This window comes from Mitsuaria sp. WAJ17 (genome assembly GCF_014174515.1).
GTDB lineage: Bacteria > Pseudomonadota > Gammaproteobacteria > Burkholderiales > Burkholderiaceae_C > Roseateles_B.
The window spans coordinates 130,129-147,271 of the sequence record NZ_JACJUG010000015.1 but is presented as its reverse complement, the minus strand read 5'-3'; the positions used below and the strand labels follow the sequence as shown (position 1 = coordinate 147,271).

The 17,143-nt window shown below is 65.9% G+C and carries 8 protein-coding genes; 2 read left to right on the top strand and 6 right to left on the bottom strand.

Annotation, left to right across the window (positions count from 1 at the left end; translation table 11 throughout):
- Positions 1–642 precede the first annotated feature (642 nt).
- The 3 genes from H5407_RS14095 to queG form a co-directional block, all read right to left on the bottom strand.
- Positions 643–1,149, bottom strand: coding sequence for a hypothetical protein (locus H5407_RS14095; RefSeq protein ID WP_183105090.1), 507 nt, complete (start codon positions 1,147–1,149; stop codon positions 643–645).
- Between the two features lie 11 nt (positions 1,150–1,160).
- Complete coding sequence (locus H5407_RS14090) at positions 1,161–7,289, bottom strand: RHS repeat-associated core domain-containing protein (RefSeq protein ID WP_183105089.1); 6,129 nt, start codon at positions 7,287–7,289, stop codon at positions 1,161–1,163.
- A 232-nt stretch (positions 7,290–7,521) separates the two neighbouring features.
- Entirely contained in the window at positions 7,522–8,658 is a 1,137-nt protein-coding gene (queG, locus tag H5407_RS14085) for a tRNA epoxyqueuosine(34) reductase QueG (protein WP_404935633.1), read from the bottom strand.
- Here queG and tsaE point away from each other — a divergent pair.
- Both tsaE and H5407_RS14075 read left to right on the top strand, forming a co-directional pair.
- Positions 8,653–9,159: a tRNA (adenosine(37)-N6)-threonylcarbamoyltransferase complex ATPase subunit type 1 TsaE gene (gene tsaE, locus H5407_RS14080; RefSeq protein ID WP_404935634.1), complete on the top strand. Its 507-nt coding sequence runs from the start codon at positions 8,653–8,655 to the stop codon at positions 9,157–9,159. The two genes, queG and tsaE, sit on opposite strands and share 6 nt — an antisense overlap.
- Positions 9,156–10,562, top strand: a complete 1,407-nt coding sequence (locus H5407_RS14075) for an N-acetylmuramoyl-L-alanine amidase (protein ID WP_183105086.1) — start codon at positions 9,156–9,158, stop codon at positions 10,560–10,562. Before tsaE ends, H5407_RS14075 begins: the two co-directional genes overlap by 4 nt.
- 51 nt (positions 10,563–10,613) lie before the next feature.
- On the opposite strand, the gene H5407_RS14070 is transcribed toward H5407_RS14075, so the two are convergent.
- The 3 genes from H5407_RS14070 to H5407_RS14060 all read right to left on the bottom strand — a co-directional run bounded on the left by H5407_RS14070 (position 10,614) and on the right by H5407_RS14060 (position 17,108).
- Complete coding sequence (locus tag H5407_RS14070; RefSeq protein ID WP_183105085.1) at positions 10,614–12,800, bottom strand: prolyl oligopeptidase family protein; 2,187 nt, start codon at positions 12,798–12,800, stop codon at positions 10,614–10,616.
- A gap of 178 nt (positions 12,801–12,978) precedes the next feature.
- A complete protein-coding gene (locus tag H5407_RS14065; RefSeq protein ID WP_183105084.1) occupies positions 12,979–16,350 on the bottom strand; it encodes a S41 family peptidase in 3,372 nt (1,123 codons plus the stop codon).
- Positions 16,351–16,463: 113 nt separating this feature from the next.
- Positions 16,464–17,108, bottom strand: a complete 645-nt coding sequence (locus tag H5407_RS14060; RefSeq protein WP_183105083.1) for a DedA family protein — start codon at positions 17,106–17,108, stop codon at positions 16,464–16,466.
- Positions 17,109–17,143 lie beyond the last annotated feature (35 nt).

Below are 17,143 nucleotides of genomic sequence, written 5' to 3'. Positions count from 1 at the left end.
ATGATCTCCAGGACCAATGCCGTCTTGCGCTTCGCGGTCCAGCGCTTGATCTCTTCGTCCATCAACGTACTCATGGTGTCTTCCTCTCTAAGGTAACACCTGAGCAGGTTTTCACTGGGTCAATACATCGGTGCGCTTGGCGCGTCGTAGCGCAGGCGCGGCCCGAGGCTGCTGGCGTCCCAATCGTGGACGGTAGCGGGGACCTCAGACGCCAGGGATTGGGGTCAGGTCTTGACTTGAGATTTAAGGCCTGCCCCCGAGCCCGCGAGCCCGGGAGTGACCCCGAGCCCGGGAGTCCCTTGCTGATATGGAGGTGCTCATCACCGGACAGCTCAACGCCGAGGAGGCCGGCGGCGGATCATCGAGCGCGCCCAGGGCGCGGATCGACAGGCTCGGACTTAAGAATTAAGGCCTGCCCCCGATTTCGGCGTTTCGCAGAGCGACTCAAGACCACAGGCCATGCCCCCAAGGCCATCATCGGGGCCTGCATGCACAAGATGGCGATGCTGATCTTCAGCGTGCTGCGCTCAGGCCGTCCGTTTGATCCCGCTTTGGCTGTGCCTAAGCTTGAAATTCAAGACGGTATCTGACCCCGAGCCCCCCGAGCCCCTTGTGACCCCGAGCCCCATCTCGCCTGTGTTTCTAGTCGGCGTGGCCGTTCCGCAAGCGCTTGATTTCCTCGAGCCAGAATGAAGCCGCCCCCGAAGGCAACGGGCAAGCGTCAAGGACCTCCGCTTCAAATTTGGCAATTAAGGCCTTCGGTATTTGGTTTTTTACAAATACGTCGCTTCCACGGACTGCAATTGCAGAATCCACCATGTCTGCATATAAGATCAGACTGGCGATAAAACCAATAACCCCCTGAGATACATATAAATAGGAATCCACCTCCGGCAAGGCAACAATCACTTCATGTGTTGCCTTGCGATATAGGATCAGCCTATCCTCCCGATCCTCACCTAACAACAAATATTCATCCCCATAGAAACGTGGCTCATGCATCCAAATGTTTGGAGCAGCCCACTCCGGAAATCCAATATCTTCAAGAAGGCGCGACTCATCAAGACTAAATCCTAGCGCCACAGCATCACGAGAGCTCATAGTCACTAATCCAGATTGACCCCAATGCTGTTCAATTTTCTTTCGCATAGTCTGTCTGTTCATTGCCCCTCAGGCTTTCCAGTCCAGCCATTATTTTCGAGCCATTTTGACTCTTTGTTGGTCGGTGACGGCGTTCCCTTGTGGGCATCGTGAATGGTGCCGTCGTGATTCATTGAAGTCCCGTCCTTGAAGTGCACATGATCTTTGGCCCCAGGTGCATCATGCGCTTTATCCACGCGCTCAATACCTTTCGGCGCCTGACCCCTTTCAACAGCTTTCTGCATCTTACTGGCACCGGTACGCTCTACCGCTTTGACCCCCTTGGTAGCTTCAACTACCTTTTCCGCGGCCTTCAGTACCTTCGCTGGACCAAGGTCAACAACTAGCATCGCTGCAGCCATGCCAAGCTGTCCATTGCTGGCGTATTCAACTGAACTGGCGCCCGGCACCATACTAAGTGCGACTTCACCAGCCATTCGAAGCCCAGAAGTCGCCTCAGCGTGAGTCATTCCCTTAGGATCGGCCCACCTGTGCATCTCAGGCTCTCGCCCATCCGGATCTACCTTCGTATAAGGGTTGTTGTCCACATACGTATACAACCCGAAGCCCTTCCCCGTATTCGCATCAGTAACGATGGGATCTACGGAGAGAAAGCGCCCAGCGATGGGATCGTAGTACCGCTGCTGCATGTACACCAGCTCCGTCTCCGCATCCTGCACATGTCCCGTGAACCCCACCTGGCTGGTGCTGGCACTGGGCTTGGCCCCCGCCGCCACATAGCCGTAAGGCTCATACCGCGTGCGGCTGATCAGTGCCTTCGTGGGGCCCGTGCGGGCCACCGGGCTGCCCAGGGCATCCGTGTGCACGTACTGGGTCGAGCCGCCCACCACCGTCTCGGCAATCAGCTTGTTGCCCAGGTAGATATAGGCCGTGCCCTGCACGCCGCTGGGACAGGTGCCACCTGCCGTGGAACTGCTGCCGTCCGGGCAGCCGTACTTCGGCGTGGCCGGGGTGCTGCTGCTGGTCTTGCAGGTGTTGTCTGCCTGCAAGGTGTAACCCGTGTCGCAGGTGTAGCCAGTGATGCGGGCTCCCACGGTGCTGACCGTCGTGCGCGAGCAAGAACTGCCGCTCAGGGTCCAACCGCTGTCACAGCTGTACTGCGTCGTGGGGGCTTGCGTCGTGGACGTGGAGCAGGTCTGGCCGCTCAAGGTCCAGCCGCTGCGGCAGGTATAGCGCGGGGATGCGCCCTGGGATTCGGCGGTGGTCTTCGAGCAAGTCGTGCCAGACAACGTCCAGTCTGCCGACGGGCAGCTGTAGCGCTTGACCGGGGCTTCGTAGACATAGCCGTTGCAGGTCGTGCCCGACAAGGTGTAGCCGGGCTGGCAGCTATAGCCGGAGACCGAGGCCGCCTGCGTCACGAGCTTGCTGCGACGGCACATGCTGCCATCCAGCGTGCCGCCCGAGGGGCAGTTGTAGGTAGGCGTGGCGCCATAGGACGAGCTGCTGACGCATTGGCTGCCCTGCAAGGTACCCGAGCTGCAGCTGTAGCCGGTGACTTTGGGCTGATAGGCGCAGGCCCACAGCTTGCCCGCCGTTTGCTTGGCGCCCAGGTAGCTCAGGCCGTAGCTGCCGTATTCGTCACTGCAGGCGGCGGGCGCTTCAGAGCCGGTGTTGGCATAGACCGACGGCGTGACGCAGGCGGCCATGCCGTTGTAGGTCGACAAGCTGCCCACGCCAGCACAGTTGTAGGAAGGGGTGGCCGGCACCGAGCTGCTCACCACGCAGCTGCTGCCACTGAGCGTGCCCCCGCTGGGGCAGGTGTAGCCGGAGACCGTGGCCGCGTAGTCGTCCGGCACCGTCTTGCTGCAGCTGCTGCCGCTCAGGGTCCAGCTGGTGTCCGGGCAGCCATAGACGGGCGTTGCCGGTTTGCTGTCAGGCACCTGGCACTGGCCTCCCACGAGGGTGCCGCGGGTACAGCTCAGCGTTTCGGTGGCCGCCTGTGTGGCGGTGGTCGTACGGCTGCAGGTGCTGCCGCTCAGGGTCCAGCTTGTGTCGGGGCAGGAATACTGCAGCGTGGCGGGCTCCGTCGCGGTGCCCACGCACTGGCCCGCCTGAAGCGTCATGCCGCCCGGGCATACCTGAGTCTGGGTTGCGGCCTTGGTCTCCACCACGCTCTTGGAGCAGCTTGAGCCGCTGAGCGTGTAGCCGGAGTCGCAGGCGTAGGTCGGCGTTGCGGCCTTGGTCGTGGTGCCCACGCAGCTGGTGCCAGACAGCGTGGTACCGGGCGGGCAGGTGTAGCCCACGATGCTGGCTGGCACGGAGCCGCCCGGCGTCGTCGACCACAGCAGCTGCCCGTCCTGGCTGTAGACCTGCAGACGGGTCTCGCCCGCCTTGGTCACGACCTGCACACGACGGCCCAGGCCGTCGTACACATAGCCACCGCCCAGCGACGAAGCGCTCAGCCGGTTGCCCTGGTCGAAGCTGAAGGTCTGCCCGCCCTTGCCGGTGATGTTGCCGTAGGGGTCGTAGCTGTAGTTGCTGGTGCTGCCGTTGACCGTGATGCTGCTCAGGCGGTTGCGCCCGTCGGCATAGTTCAGCGTGGCGTTGCGGCTGCCGACCACGGCGGTGCGCAGATTGTCCACCGCATCATAGGTGTAGCTGGCGGTGCCCCAGACGCCGGGGGCGCTGGTGCCGGTGAGGCGATCCAGGCCGTCATAGCTCATGCTGCGGTTGAACACGGACTCCTGCTGATCCGTGATCCCCACCACATTGCCGTTGGCGTCGTAGGCGTACACATCATTCAGCACGCCGCTATCACTGTTCTGGCTGGGCAGGCCGCGCAGGTTCTGCGACACCGTGTGCACCACGCCATTGGCCAGCGTGTAGCCCGCAACCGCTCCATTGGGATGGAAGCTGACCTGGCTGGCATAGCCGCTCACCACACTGGGCTCGCCCAATGCATTGGGGCTGAAGTTCAGCGCGGGGCCGGGCGTGCCATTGCTGGCGGGGTAGACCAGGCCGGCCAAGTCGCCCGCCAGGTTGTAGCTGCGGCTGAAGCCGAAAGTCTTGCCGCCAAAGCTCAGCACCTCGGTCTCCAGCTGGCGCAGGGCGTTGTAGCTGTAGTTCCAGACCGTACCGGCAGACGACACGGACTTGGGCTTGCCATCGTCCCAGTAGCTGCGGGTGATGCCAGGGCTGCCGTCACCATAGCTGGTGGCGGTGAGCTGGTTGACGGCGTCATAGGTGTAGCTGATCTTGGCCGCCGCAGCCACGGATGCGGTGTCGCAGCTGCTACCAGAGGTCAGTGCCAGACCGGGGGCCCGCCAGGCCAGATTGCCGGCGGCGTCATAGTCCTGCAGGGTCGCGCCGACTTCCGGTTCGACCGTCTTGCACAGGCGCCGCCCGGCGTCGTACACATAGCTGCGCGTCACGCTCACACCACCACCACCGCGGGTGATGGAGGTGGGCTTGCCCAGTACATTGCGATTGATCTGCACCTGCACCCCTTCGGGCAGGTCGATCTGAGCAAGGCTGGCCTCCGTCGGGTTATCCAGAGCCCAGAAGCGCTGGGTCGTGACCTTGCCGCGCGGGTTGGTGATGGCGGTGACAAAGCCGCTCTGGTAGTCCTGACGGGTCTGGAGCACGCCCAACTCGCTGTCCTGCTCGGTCAGCGTCATCCGGCCCAGGGCGTCGTAGCTCATTCGCTTGCCGGGGCTTGTCACGGCCACCGAAGCGTAGTCCCGCGCCGGATAGCTTTCGAAGCTCAGATGGCCCTCCACGTCATAGCCCTTGACCACCACCTTGCGGGTCGCGGCTTCCTGGCTTGCATCAAAACTGCGCGTCATCACTGGGCGCCACAAGGCGTCCAGCAACGTAATGGTCTTGGCATTGCCCTTGGTGACGGTCTGGCGCCAATGCCCGGCCGGGACGCCATACTCGGCGCTGGCCACCTGCTCGAAGTTCAGGCTCGTGGAGGCAAAACCGGAAGGCGGCGTGACCAGGTTGAGTCGGCCCATGAGGTCATAGCCATAGGCCGTGGTGTAGTTGGCCGCCGTGCGATGGCTGGTGATGAAGCCGAGCTCATCCACGGTGACGGCTTCGCTGCTGCCATCCGCGTAGCTCACCAAACGCGGCAGACCCAGCTTGTAGTCGTCGTAGCGGGTCCGGTTTCCGCGTCCGTCCTGCTTCCAGGCCAGGCTGCCGTCGGCGTTGTAGCCGTAGCTGAATTGGGGCACTCCGAACACCTTGTCGGAGGTCTTGCGACCCAGGCTGTCATAAGTATTGAAGACGGAGACCCCCACGCCCTCGAAGGTAACGGACTCCGTCAGGCCCAGCACCCAGGGATTGCTCAGGTCGATGAGGGTTGTCGTCTCGGTACGGCTGCCTGCCGGACCGGACTTCGTCACCTGAAGCGAACGTCCGAGCGTGTCGAAACGGATGGCTCGCCAGGCGAAGGCCACGCCCTGCTGGGAGGTCTCCCGCGCCTCGAGCGGCTGCAGCCGGCCGTTCGTGTAGTTTTCTGCGATGGGCTGGATGCTCTGCCCCACCGAGGTCGGATACGGTCCTGCGTCATAAGCCCGGTAGGATTGAGTCACCGATCGCTTGAGCACACCTTGGGCGTCGAAGTCCTCTGACTTCAGCAGCAGGCCTTCGTTGCCACCCGCGCGGATACCGAAGGTCATGCGGGTGAAACGGCCGCTCGGCTCATTGATCTGGACCCACTTGGTGCTGGGGCAGTTGCCGCTGCAACCTTCCACGGACCCCTGGCCTGCCGAGGGGCTGTAGGCGTAGGACCACCGCATGGTGGGCATACCGGGCCCAGAAATCTCCTTGGACTGGATGCTGTGCTTGGCAAAGTACGGCGGAGAACTTGGGAAATTGACGCCCCCATTGCCTATCCAGCAGACGCTGTACACATTGCCGCGGGCATGCTCGACGGGAGCCACGACAAACAGCCCCTGCGCGCCGCTGGGGTGGGTCATCCGCAGGGTGTTGGTGCGGCTGAAGATGGTGCCGCCGGAGTACTCATTGGTGCTCTGCGAGCATGAAGGCGAGCCCAGGTACATCTGCGCTGGATCGAACAGGGCGCTGTCCACGGTGAAGCCCCAACGGCTGTCGTCCGGCTGCACGACGGCGGTCAGGTCTCCCGTGACGCCGTCATACACATAGCGCCAGGTACGCTTCCCATCGGTAACGGAGTCGATCCGGTTGCTGCCCTGGACGTAGGTGAACCTCAAGGTCCGGCCATCACTGGAGGTGATGGCATCGACATGCATGGGGTTCGCCGGATCGTAGGTGTAGGTGACCCGGTTGCCGAAGCGGTCCTGCACCAAGGTCGGCATGATCCAGTGCTCGCTGCGATTGAGAAAATACTCCGCCGAGCGCGTGGGCCGGCGCCGCTCGTTGCCGCTGCCGGAAACCGCCAGCGCCCGGGAGCGCGCCGACATGGCCTCGGGCAGGGCCGTGCCGCGCTCCAGGCGCTCCACGGGGCGCGCGGCCATCCAGTCGAAGCGGTACTGCGTGCCGTCCGGGGAGATGGCCAGGAAGCCCTCGGAGTCAGGGGACGCCCCATTGGCGAGCGGAATGCAGCGAAGCTGCCAGTAGTCCTTGGTCAGCAGGGGGTAGCTCTGCTGGTCCGCAGGGCCTTGCGGGCTGCCGGGCCCCCGCTTGAGGATCTCCTTGCTGCCGCCGCCGGGGACGTAGAGTTGAATACCGCGCCAGTACTCCTTGGCGAGCCAAATGCCCTCCTGCGCGAAGCCTTGCGCCGATGGTGGAGGCGAAAACTCCGAGCAGCGACGAGGCGTACCTGGGCCGGACACGAAGCCCTTGCTCGCGGCAAAGACGCCCTGCACCCGCGGAATTTCAAGATCCCAGCGTCCGAAGTGGCCGCTAGCCATGCTCCAGTGAGGCCCGGAGGCGAACCGGCGCCCCACTGAGATGGACAGACTGCTGGACCCCACCAGGTTCACGTCCGTCTGGACGAACTCCAGGCCGCCGTCGTAGTGGCTGATGCGATCGCCGAAGAGATCCGGACCCAAGGCCTTGACAGATCGAGAGCTTCGCAGCAGCTGCCCTTGCTCTTCGAAGTAGGTTGCGGCCTGGCCGCTCCCCGCCGTCAGGATGCCCAGCGCCGACAAGGCAGGCAGCATCCAGCCGCTGCGCCGCAGCCATTGAAAGTTCTTCATCATCAACCCCTCCCGTTTGGGTGACGGATGTCACCAGCCAGCGCGCAGATCCCGCCGGTCTCTCTTCGTCCGACTCAGCCTTTAGCTGGGGATCTGGCGCACCTCCGTTGGCCAGACTGTGCTGACTCAACTTGCATTCATGCCAAGCGATTTGGCGGGGATTGTTGACATATCGCCAACCGCGCCTATCGGATGGAATCCGATTTGACAGCCCGCCGCTCAGGGGGCAAGCGCATCAGCGCGGTTCAGCTTCGGTCGCCGAGCCCCCTGGGCCGGCCTGGGAACACGCCCAGCGCAGATGCTCCGCCATCACCTCGTCCGACCCGGGCAGGGCAGCCTCCAGCGCAGCCAGCAGGGCTTGCCGGTCCGTCGGGGCCAGGTCTTGCCTCAGCGCATTGCCCATGGCCACCGAGAGATTGCGCCTCCAGCGCCAGTGGCCGATGCGGCGTATGGCCGAGCCCTCGGTGCGGCGCAGGAACTCGGCTTCCGTCCAGGACCAGAGCTGCAGCAGCCCGGGCGCATTGAAATGCTCGCGGGTGTCAAAGTCAGGCACCGGGCTGCGGCGCGCGAACTTGTTCCAGGGGCAGACCAACTGGCAGTCGTCGCATCCGTAGATGCGATTGCCCATCAGCGGGCGCAGCTCGACCGCGATGGCGCCGTCATGCTCGATGGTCAGATAGGAGATGCAGCGCCGAGCGTCCACACGGAAGGGCTCGACGATGGCCTGGGTGGGGCAGACTTCCATGCAGGCCTGACACTGGCCGCAGTGCCCACTGTTGGCCGTGCTCAGGGGCAGGGGCAGGTCCACATAGATCTCGCCCAGGAAGAACATGGAGCCCGCATCACGCGAAAGCGTCAGCGTGTGCTTGCCCCGCCAGCCCAGTCCCGAGCGCGAGGCCAGTTCCACCTCCAGCACGGGCGCCGAATCGGTGAAGACGCGGTGACCGAAGGGGCCCAGCAGCTGGCCCAGGCGATCCGCCAGCTGCTGCAGGCGCTGGCGCAAGACCTTGTGGTAGTCCCGGCCCCGGGCATAGAGAGAGACCTGGGCGCGCAGCGGGTCGGCCAGGCCCTGCCACTCGACGCGGCGCCAGTCGGGACCGAGGCCGTCGGGCAGGTAGTCCATGCGTGCCGTCAGCACGCGCAGGGTGCCCGGCACCAGCTCCGCGGGCCTCGCGCGCTTGAGCCCATGACTGGCCATGTAGTGCATGCTGCCGTGGAAGCCCGCCTCCAACCAGGCCAGCAGTCCCGCCTCGGCGCTGCTGAGGTCGATATCGGCCACGCCAATCTGTGAGAATCCCAGCTCATGCGCCCAGGCCTGCAGTTGCTGCATGACCGCCTGGGGGTCGAGAGTCTTCTGGGGAGTTTGCTGCATTTGGCCATTCTAGAAACCCGCGCGCTGCGCTGGCCCGACGAGGCCGCCTGCGAACGTTTTGCGCAAGACCTGGCACGGGCCCCCGGGCTCATGAACGCCTCCATCGAGCTCCATGGCAGTCTGGGCGCCGGCAAGACCACGCTGGTACGCCACCTGCTGCGCGCCCTTGGCGTGCAGGGCCGCATCAAGAGCCCCAGCTACGCCGTGATGGAAAGCTACGACCTGTCCGAGCATGGCGGCACGGGCGTCGTCAGCCATTTCGACTTCTACCGCTTCGGCGACCCGCGCGAGTGGGAGGATGCCGGCTTTCGTGAGATCTTCACCAGCCCTGGTCTCAAGCTCTCCGAGTGGCCGGAGAAGGCGGCCGGCATGCTGCCCGTGCCGGACCTGGCCTTGCATCTCTCCATCGCCGATGACGACAGCCGCCAGTTGCGCCTCGAAGCCCGCACGCCCCTGGGGCAGTCCCTGCTGGCGGCCCTGGGCATGGGAGCCGGCGCATGAGCCGCCCTGCCCTGCCTGACGAACGCCGCTCGGCCCTGCGCCGCATGGGCGGCCTGGCCCTGCTGCTGCAGGCGCCGACCCAGCTGCTGGCGGGGCCAGGTCTTGCTTCCATCGTCGCGGTGCGCATCTGGCCGGCTCAGGACTACACCCGCATCACCATCGAGTCCGACAAGCCCCTGGTCGCCCGCCACAGCCTGGTCACCGGGCCGGACCGGCTGGTGATCGACGTCGATGACCTGGACCTCAGCCCCGGACTGCGCGAGTTGCTGGGCAAGGTGCGGCCGGACGACCCCTTCATCGAGGGCCTGCGCGTGGGCCAGAACCAGCCGCGCGTGGTGCGCATCGTGCTGGACCTCAAGCAGGTGGTGGCGCCCCAGGTCTTCACCCTGCAGCCGGTGGCAGCCTACAAGCACCGCCTGGTGCTGGACCTCTACCCCGTGCAGGAGCGTGACCCGCTGCTGGTGCTGATACGCGAGAAGGAAGCGGCCGAGCGGGCCGCGGCGCAGTCGGTGCAGGACGCCCTGGGCGAGCTGATCGCCAAGCTGGACAAGCCCGAATCCACCCCCCCCAGGCGTCCGGCGCCGACGGCCTCGGCGCCCGAGCGCCTCCCCGCTGCCAGCGCGCCGCCTGTCGTCGCCCAGACCCCTGCCCCGCTGCCGCAGCAGCCGTCCATGACCAAGCAGCAGCTGGACCGCCTCATCGTCATCGCCCTGGACCCCGGTCACGGCGGCGAGGATCCGGGCGCCGTGGGACCCAGCGGGCTCAAGGAGAAGGACGTCGTGCTGGCCATCGGCCTCAAGCTGCGCGAGCGACTGGACAAGCACCCCAACATCCGCGTCATGATGACCCGCGATGCCGACTTCTTCGTGCCCCTGCACGAGCGCGTGCGCAAGGCCCGCCGGGTGCAGGCCGACCTCTTCGTCTCCCTGCATGCCGATGCCTTCTTAACGCCCCAGGCCCGCGGCGCCAGCGTCTTCGCACTGAGCGACGGCGCGGCCAGCAGCGCCGCCGCGCGCTGGATGGCGGACAAGGAAAACGCGGCCGACCTGATCGGCGGCGTGAACACCAAAGTCAAGGACGCCTCGGTGCTGCGCACGCTGCTGGACCTCAGCACCACCGCCCAGATCAAGGACAGCCTCAAGCTGGGTGGCGAGGTGTTGGGCCAGATCAGCCGGGTGGGCAAGCTGCACAAGCCGCGTGTCGAGCAGGCGGGCTTTGCGGTGCTCAAGGCGCCGGACATCCCCAGCATCCTGGTGGAAACGGCCTTCATCTCCAACCCCGAGGAGGAGGCCAAGCTCAGCAGCGAGGCCTACCAGGCGCAGTTGGTGGAAGCCATCTCGACGGGCATCGCGCGCTACTTCGCGAAGAACCCGCCGCTGGCGCGCAACCGCAGCCTGACCTGAAGCCACCAGGGCCAGCCCGCCGTTGCAGGCCGGCGCCCTGAGGTCAGGGTTTCAGGGCTTTTTCAGCGGCATGCCCAGCTGGTCCATCAGGAAGCTGTAGCTGTCGGTGCGCTCGGCGATCACCTCGCTGGTCGATGAGCCCATGCCGTGGCCCGCGTTGGCGCTGGTGCGCAGCAGGATGGGTCGATCGGCCATCGAGGCGGCCTGCGCAGTCTGCAGGCGGGCCACCATCTTGCGGGACTGCATGGGGTTCACGCGTCCGTCGTGGTCGCCCGTCGTGAAGAGCACGGCCGGGTAGCGCGTGCCGTCCTGGACCTTGTGCAGGGGCGAGTAGCCCAGCAGGGCGCGGAACTGGGCCTCATCCTTGACGGTGCCAAACTCGGTGATGTTGAAGGCCCCGTTGGCGTCCAATTCCACGCGCAGCATGTCGTAGATGCCCACCGAGGCGTGCACGGCGCGGAACAGCTCCGGCCGCTGGGTGAGCGCCGCGCCCATCAGCAAGCCGCCGTTGCTGCCGCCCTGGATGGCCAGGCGCTCGGGTCGGGTGTAGCCGCGGGCGATCAGGTGTTCGGCCGCGCCGATGAAGTCGTCGAAGACGTTTTGTTTGCGGGTCAGGTTGCCCGAAAGGTGCCAGGCCTCGCCATATTCGCCGCCACCGCGCAGATTGGCGATCACCATCACGCCGCCGCGCTCCAGCCAGACCTTGCGCAGGGCGTTGAAGCCCGGCGTCTGGCTGACGCTGTAGCCGCCGTAGCCGTACAGCAGCACGGGATTGCTGCCGTCCAGCTTGAGGCCCTTGGGGCGCAGGATGTTCAGCGGCACGCGGGTGCCGTCCTTGGAGGTGGCGAACTCGCGCAGCACTTCCACGTCGCTGAAGTCCACATTGGACTTCTGGGCCAGGGCCGTGACCTCCAGGTGGCCGTCCTTGTGCACGCGGTACCAGGCCTGGGGCTGGGTGTAGCTCTGCACCGAGGCCAGCAGCTCGCCCCCTTTGCCATTGCCACCCTTGACCAGCGCATCCACGCTGGCGATGGCCGGCAGCGGCAGGACCTCACTCTTGCGAGTCTTCAGGTCGATGCGGCGCAGCTCCGAGGGGCCGCCCAGCAGATAGCTCAGGTAGAGCTGGTCGTCCAGCAGCTTGAACTGGGTCAGCGTGCCCTCGGCCTCGGGCACCAACACTTCGGCCTTGGCCAGGGGCTGGCCCAGCTTCAGGCGCAAGACCTGACCCTTGGGCGCCCCCCGGGTGGAGAGCAGGTAGAGCCAGCCGTCGGCCGAGGCCTGCAGGCCCTTGACCCCGTCCTGGAAGCCCGAGAGCTGCTGCCAGCGGCCGCCCTGCTGCTGCAGCCAGAAGGCTTCCTCGCCGCCGTCGCCGTTGAGCACCTGCGCAATCTGCAGCCCCTTGGGACCGCTGGCCAGGAAGGTTTCGGCGATGCGTGGCAGGCCCTCGCCCAGCACCAGACGGTCCTTGGCCAAGGGCTGGCCCAAGCGATGGCTCCAGACCTGCTGGAAGAACATGGCATCGGCCTCGGCCCGTTCACCAGGTGCCGGGTAGCGGGTGTAGAGCAGGCCCTTGCCATCGGCCTGCCAGCTGACGGAGCCGCCGCCGGTGGGGAACTGCACGCGCGGGATCACCACATCGACTGGCTTGCCGCTGGCCACGTCGTAGAGGTGCAGGCTGCCGCGCTCGCTGCCCTTCTCGCTGAGCGAGACGGCCAGGCGCCGGCCATCGGGCGAGGGCTTGAACCAGTCGATGGCCAGGCTGCCGTCGGCGGCCAACTGGACGGGGTCCAGCACCACGCGCTCGGTCTCGGGCCTATCGGGGCTGTCCATCACCACGATGCGCGGCTGCTGGCGGCCCGGCTCGTACTTCATCGCGAACCAGTGCCTGCCGTAATGCCCCAGGCTGCCGTAGCCGGTGGGCCGGGTCATGACCAGCTCCTTGATGCGCGCGGCCAGGGCCTCGCGCCCGGGGATGGCGTCCAGACGGGCCCGCGTCAGCGCGTTCTGGGCGGCGACCCACTGCTTGACCTCGGGGCTCTCGAAGTCCTCCAGCCAGCGGTAGTCCTCGCTGACGCTCGTGCCATGGAACTGGTCCTGCACCGGGCGCTTTTGCGTGGCCGGATAGGCGGGATCCGCGGCCAGGGCCGTGCCCGCGGCGGCCAGGGACAGGGTGGACAGGGCGATCAGCTGCGCCAGGCGGCGGCGCGGCGTGGACGGAGTGCTCAAGGGTGTGCGCATGAAGGGTTTCCCGTGTTTTCATCCGCGGCACCGTGGAGCGCCGCAGCGTATGCAAACGTGTCGGTGCGGATGTGAAAGTGCCGCAGCCTGCATGGGCAGAACTGCGGCATCTGACGATCAGTATATTTTCAACATACCCGATCGGAATCAGGGTTTGACTCGGGTGAGCGGGTCCGCCTTACTTGCCCAATTCGGTCGGCAGCGCCGGCGCCTTCTTCAGGTCCACCGGTTTGTAGCTGGCCAGGCGCTTCATCACCTCGGCGATGCCGGCGTCCAGCTGGCTGTCCTGGCCGCGGTTGACGCCGATGGGATCCAGATCGACCTCCATGTCCGGCACCGTGCCTTCGTTCTCGATGCGCCATTCGCCGTCCGGCGTGAAGAAGCGGAAGAAGGGCACGGTCAGGAAGCCGTTGTCGATCAGCGGCGGATTGGCCGAGATGCCGATCAGCCCGCCCCAGGTGCGGGTGCCAATCAGTGGGCCCAGGCCCAGGCGGCTGAAGGCCCAGGGCAGGTAGTCGCCGCCAGAACCGGCGTCCTGGTCGATGAGCATGACCTTGGGGCCGTAGACCGCACTGCCCGGCGTGTTGAAGACCATGGCGTCACGGTCCTTCCAGCCCGAAAGATAAGGCCTCTTGAGCACGTCCAGGATGTAGTTGGCCGCATGGCCGCCCCCGTTGCGGCGGTCATCGATGATCAGCGCTTCCTTGTCCGACTGGGCGAAGAACTGGCGGTTGAAGTACTCGAAGCCGTTGCGGCCGGTGTCGGGCAGGTAGATGTAGCCCACCTTGCCGCCGGTCTTGGACGCCACGTACGCGCGGTTGGACTCGATCCAGTCCCACTGGCGCAGGCCAGCATCGCGGCTGACCGGCTCCACCACCACCTGGCGGCTCTTCTCGCCGCGCGGGTTGTCGGCAACGGTCAGCGTGGTCTGCTTGCCTGCCGTGTTCTCGAAGGCACGGAAGAAGTTCTGGCTGGCATTGACCGGCTGGCCATTGACGGCCAGCACATAGTCTCCGGCCTTCACGTTCAGGCCCGGCATGGCCAGCGGTGCCTTGAGGAAGGGGTTCCAGCGGTCGCCCGCATAGACCTTGGAGAGGCGCCAGCGGCCTTCGTGCGGCTCCACGTCGGCGCCCAGCAGACCCACGCTCACCGGGGCATCGGATTGCGTGTCACCACCGCCCACATTGTTATGGGCCACCTGGAACTCGCCAATCATGTCCGAGAGGATCTCGTTGAGGTCTTCGCGGCGCTGCACATGCGCCAGCAGGGGCTGGTAGCGCTTGTAGACGGCGTCCCAGTCCAGGCCGTGCAGATTGGGCGCGTAGAAGTACTCCTTCTCCATCCACCAGACCTCGTTGAAGATCTGCTGCCATTCCTCGCGCGGCTGGATGCGGGCGCGCAGCCCGCTCTGGTCCAGCGCCTTGGGGTCGGGTTTGTCGCCCGTGTCGGCGACCTCCAGCTTGCCCTTGGGCAGCTCAAGCAGCAGCTTCTTGCCGTCGGCGCTGAGGCTGGCTCCGCTCAATCCCGTCTTGATGGACTTGGGTTTGCGTTCCTCCATATCGAAGCGGAAGAGCTCGGCATGGCCGCCGGCTTCGGCCTCAGGGCCCTCGTTGGTGACGCCCTGCTGGCGGCGGTCCAGGTAGTAAAGGCTGCCATCAGCGGCGACCATCAGGCCGGCGTAGAAGCGCTCGGGCACGGGCAGCGGCACGAAGCGCTGCTGCAGGCCGGCGATGTCGATGCGGGTGGGCTTGGTGCTCGGCTTGGCCTTGTCATCGGTCTTTGCATCGGCCTTCGCGTCCGGCTTGGCATCGGCCTTCGCGTCGCCCTTCGCATCCGCCTTTGCATCGGGCTTGGCGTCCGCCTTGCCATCCTTGCCATCCTTGGCGTCGGTCTTGGGGCCCTCCTCCTCTGCGGTCTTGGGCCACAGCGGCGAGCGGCCTTCGTTGGACAGCACGGCGGCGTAGAGGCCCAGGCGCAGGGGCTGGTCCTCCACGCTCATGTCCAGGCCGACCTGACGCGGGCCGGCGTTCACCGAGGCCGCGAAGTACAGCAGGTCGCCCTTGGGCGAGAAGGCCGGCCAGACGGCATGGGCCAGGCCATCGCTGAGCATGTGGTCCTGGCCGGTCTGGAAGTCATGCAGATGGATCTGGCTGAGCTGGTTGGCCCCGACGATGGTGTAGGCCAGCCAGCGGCTATCGGGCGAGAAGCTCACCTCGAACTGGCTGCGGCGCGGCGTCCTGGCCACGGGCTTGAGCGCCTTGGCCTCGAGCTCGTAGACATAGAGCTGCAGGTGGTTGTCCTGCAGGGCGATGCGCTTGCCGTCGGGCGACCATTCCAGCAGCGTGAAGTAGCCCGCCGGCAGGGCGTGGGCCTCGCGCTTGCCCCCCTGGGCTGGATCGGCCAGCACCAGTTCGTGCTTGAAGCCGGCGTCGCGCAGCCAGGCCAGTTGCTTGCCGTCGGGACGCCAGAGGGCGTCCTTCTCGCGCACGCCGGAGGAGCCGGTGAGGTTCTGCGTCACGCCGTCCTTGACCGGTACGCTGAAGACCTCGCCGCGCGCCGTCACCAGCACACGCTTGCCCGTGGGCGAGAGCTGCGCGCCCTGCAGCTGGCGGCTGACGTCCTTCCACTGCTCGCGCGTCTGCGCGCCGGCCACCGGCAGCGTGACGCGCAGGGTCAGGTCTTGCCCCGTCTTGAGGTCCAGCTGGTGCAGACTGCCGCCCATCTCGTAGACCACGGTGCTGCCGTGCAGTCCGGCGCTGCGAACATCCCAGCTCTTGCTGCGGGTGAGCTGGCGCAGCTGCTGGGTCTTGCCGTTCCAGCTGTAGAGGTTGGCCGCGCCGTCATTGCGATCGGAGATGAAGACCAGCGCGTCGCCATGCCACAGCGGGGTGTGATCCGTCGCCCGCATGTGGGGAACTTTTTCCAGCTGTTGGGTCTTGAGGTTGATCACCCAGATCGGCGGCGTGGCGCCGCCACGGCTCTGCCGCCAGCCGGCCGCGCCCTCGTGGGCCTTGCGGTTGGGGCGGTAGGCCAGGCGTTGTCCATCGGCATTCCAGCTGCCCTCGAAGGCCACGGCCTTCATCAGCTTGCGCTCGGGGCCGCCTTCCACGGGCACCTCGAAGAGCTGGTTGCTGCGGCTGTTGGCGATCTCGCGGGCCGAGGAGAAAAGAACGCGCTTGCCGTCCGGGCTCCAGCCGTTGACGACATCGGCACCCGGGTGCCAGGTCAGGCGGCGCGGTTCACCCCCCTCGGCGGGCATCACGTAAACGTCAGGGTTGCCGTCGTAGTTGGCCGTGAAGGCGATCCAGCGGCCGTCCGGCGAGAACTTGGGCGCGTATTCGGCAGAGGCCTGGCTGGTCAACTGGCGCGGTTCGCTGCCATCGCGCCGAGCCACCCAGATGTCGCCACCGTAGACAAAGGCCAGGCGCTCGGCTGACACACTGGGCTGGCGCAGCAACAGGGTCTCGGCTTGGGCCGCGCCATGCAGGGACGCCAGCGTGGCCGCGGCGGCCAGGGCCCAGTTCAGGGGCTTGAGGGCAAAGGTCTTCATCTTGTCTTGTCTCCGTCTTTGCATCCAGGGCCGCCACACGGTGTGCGGGGCGACCATTGCTCAAAGCCGAAACCCGGGGATTGCCCGGGTTTCGATCCATCGTGTGGCCTCGCTCAGGCCGGCCTGCGCAGCTTGCTGCGAATGCCGCCCGCGATGACCAGCAGGCCTGGGATGACGATCATCGCCCAGATGATCTTCTCCAGGTTCTGCTTCACCCAGGGTACGTTGCCGAAGAAGTAGCCGACACAAGTCACCCCCACGACCCACAACAGGGCGCCGCCCACGTCATAGGCCGTGAACTTGCGGCGATTCATCTGCGCCACACCTGCGACGAAGGGAGCGAAGGTGCGCACAAAGGGCATGAAGCGACCGATCACCAGGGCCACGCCGCCGTAGCGTTCGTAGAAGTCGTGGGCCTTGTCGAAGGCCGCACGGTTGAAGAAGCGCGAGTTCTCCCACTGGAAGACCCGGGGGCCAAAGAAGCGGCCGATGGTGTAGTTGGTCTGGTTGCCGGCCACCGCGGCCACCACCATGACGGCCATGGCGGTCTCAAGGTCCAGCATCCCGGCACCGCACATGGCCCCGACGATGAAGAGCAGCGAGTCCCCCGGCAGGAAGGGCATCACCACCAGGCCCGTTTCGACGAAGATGATCAGGAACAGCAGGGCATAGATCCAGGTTCCGTAGGCCAGCACGAAGTCGTTGAGGTAGCGATCGACGTGCAGGATGAAGTCAATGAGCTGGGCAAGGATTTCCATGGCGGGCGATTATGGCGGCGCCGCAGGGCTGCGGC